This is a genomic window from Micromonospora sp. ATA51 (genome assembly GCF_016802855.1).
GTDB lineage: Bacteria > Actinomycetota > Actinomycetes > Mycobacteriales > Micromonosporaceae > Micromonospora > Micromonospora sicca.
On sequence record NZ_JAEVHJ010000556.1, the window covers coordinates 1 to 2,458 of the forward strand.

Genomic DNA, 2,458 nt, shown 5'->3' on the forward strand with positions numbered 1-2,458 from the left:
CCGCGCGCCGCGAGCCGGCCTGCCGGGCACGAGCGGTCGCGCCGACCGGTCGAGCGGCCACAGTGGAGACCCCCGAAAGGTCGAGGCGCACCGGAACCTGCGCGCACGGCTACGATCTGCCGCATGGATCCGCTCACCGGGCTGCTCGACGGCCCGCGGGCGCGGGGCGCGTTCCTGCTCCGGTCGCTGCTCGATCCGCCGTTCGCGCTCCGCATCGAGGACCGGGCGCCGCTGACCGTGGTCGCGGTGGTGCGCGGGTCGGCCTGGGTCGTCCCCGACGGCGGCGACCCGGTGCCGGTGCGGCCCGGTGACGTGACGGTGCTGCGCGGGCCGGACGGTTACACGGTGGCCGACGATCCGAACACGCCCCCGCAGGTGGTGATCCATCCGGGGCAGCGCTGCACCACCCTGTACGGCGAGCCGCTCACCGAGACGACGGGGCTGGGCGTCCGCACCTGGGGCACCGGCCGGCCGGGGTCGACCGTGCTGCTGACCGGGACGTACCCGCAGCCCGCCGAGGTCAGCCGGCGGCTGCTCGCCGCCCTGCCGGCCGCGCTGACGGTGCGCGCCGAGGAGTGGCCGACCCCGTTGGTGAGCGTGCTGGCGGAGGAGGTCGGCCGGGACTCCCCCGGCCAGGCGGCCGTCCTCGACCGGCTGCTCGACCTGGTGCTGATCACCGCGCTGCGGACCTGGTTCGACCGCCCCGGCGCCGCCCCCGCCTGGTACACGGAGGCCGGCGATCCGGTGGTCGGCCCGGAGCGGCTGCTGCGCGACGACCCGGCCCGCCCGTGGACGGTGGCCCGGCTGGCCGCCGAGGTCGGGGTGTCCCGGGCCGCCCTGGCCCGCCGCTTCACCGAGCTGGTCGCGAGCCACCGATGACGTTCCTGACCGGCTGGCGGCTGGCGCTCGCCGCCGACCTGCTCCGCGAGCCGGACGCGACGCTCGCCGCGGTGGCCCGCCAGGTCGGCTACGGCAGCCCGTTCGCGCTGAGCACGGCGTTCCGGCGGGAACGCGGGGTGAGCCCCCGCGCCCACCGGGAACGGTCCACGGCGGCGTGACCGCCCGGCTCGACCGCCGGTGCGGGGCGCGCGTCGGTCCGGGCCGGCGGCGTCAGTCGGCGGCGAGGCGGGCGTACTCCGGGGAGGCCAGGAACCGGGTGAGCAGCTCCGCCGTGCCCGGGGTGTACGGCCGGCCGTCGAAGAGCTCGGTCGGGTCGGTGAAGACGATCGCGGCGCCCTCGCCGAGCACCACGTCCCGCTGCCCGGCCCCCGTCGCGCCGCAGAAGTAGTGCTTGACCCGGTCGATCTCGGGCAGCTCCTGGGTGGCGAAGAGCCGCAGCTCCCCGTCGGGGCGCAGCCCGGTCTCCTCCCACAGCTCCCGCAGCGCGGTCTCGTCGATGGTCTCCCCCGGCTCCCAGTGCCCGCCCGGAAGGCCCCAGACGTTCGGGTGGTGCGGGGCGTGCGCGTCGCGGAGCTGGAGCAGCAGCCGCCCGGCGCGGTCGACCAGCAGGACACAGGCGATCGGGTGCATCGGGCCAACCTACTGCCCGACGTCCGCCGCCGCGGTCCCCGGCCCGGCCGGGCCCGGTCGGCCCTGCCGCGCGGCCGCTGACCCTCGGACGAGCAATGATCTCCGTCTCGAATTCCGAAAGGGGCAACCCTTCAGAATATCGATCACACGCGTTTTCCGGGCTCGGCCGAAAGGGACGGTGGGCCGGTAAGATCGGCGACAGCCTTGTGACTGATCGCTGACTGCTGGACGTGATGGCGATCACACACACTGTGCCCATGAATACGAGACTCGGCCGTGGTCGGGCATTCCGCCTCGCGGTGTGTCTCGCCCTCGTGGCGGCGCTGAGCGGGTGCATGCAGCTCAACCTCGGGCTGACCGTGAACGCCGACGACACGGTCGACGGCCAACTCCTGCTGACCGCCGAGAAGTCCCTGCTCAGCCAGCGCAAGGGCGGCATACCGACGGCCTTCGCCGAGCTGCGGCAGAACATCCCCACGCTCCCTGCCGGCACCGAGAGCCGGTACGAGGACTCCCGCTTCTACGGCATTCAGATCGCGTACCGGGAAAAGCCGCTGGCGGAATTCACCAGCGAGAGCGTGAATCTGGTCCGGGACGGCGATCTCTACCGCTTCACCCTTCCGCTCGACCCCAAGAAATACGGCGGAAAGGTGGCCGAGCAGGATCCGCGGAACCAGCAGGCGTTCATGCAGTTGATGTCGTTCGAGATATCGGTGACCTTCCCGGGTCGGGTGATCGACAGCAACGGCACGGTCAACGGGCGGTCGGTGAGCTGGAAGGTGGTCGCCAACCAGCCCAAGCCGCCGGAGCTGCGCGCGGTGGCCGAGGCGCCGCCGAAGCCGTCCGCCTCCGGCGCGGGCGCGCCGCACCGGCCGGGGACGGCTCGTCCTTCCCGTGGCTGCCGGTGGCCGGCGGCGTGCTCCTCCTC

At 73.9% G+C, this 2,458-nt stretch carries 2 protein-coding genes and 1 pseudogene; 2 read left to right on the top strand and 1 reads right to left on the bottom strand.

Translation table 11 applies throughout. From position 1 onward, the window contains the following. Positions 1–123: 123 nt before the first annotated feature. Positions 124–1,058 (top strand): annotated as a pseudogene (locus JNW87_RS37615) (AraC family transcriptional regulator). A gap of 52 nt (positions 1,059–1,110) precedes the next feature. Here JNW87_RS37615 and JNW87_RS37620 read toward each other — a convergent pair. Further along, positions 1,111–1,530: an NUDIX domain-containing protein gene (locus JNW87_RS37620; RefSeq protein WP_109805188.1), complete on the bottom strand. Its 420-nt coding sequence runs from the start codon at positions 1,528–1,530 to the stop codon at positions 1,111–1,113. A gap of 257 nt (positions 1,531–1,787) precedes the next feature. Between JNW87_RS37620 and JNW87_RS37625 the strand changes: the two genes are divergently transcribed. Next, the coding region (locus JNW87_RS37625; RefSeq protein ID WP_238455359.1) for an LppM family (lipo)protein at positions 1,788–2,458 on the top strand (671 nt) is incomplete at its 3' end.

Bases quoted from the DNA above. Each gene is read 5' to 3' on its own strand.
- JNW87_RS37620 (WP_109805188.1), bottom strand. From the start codon at position 1,530: ATGCACCCGATCGCCTGTGTCCTGCTGGTCGACCGCGCCGGGCGGCTG.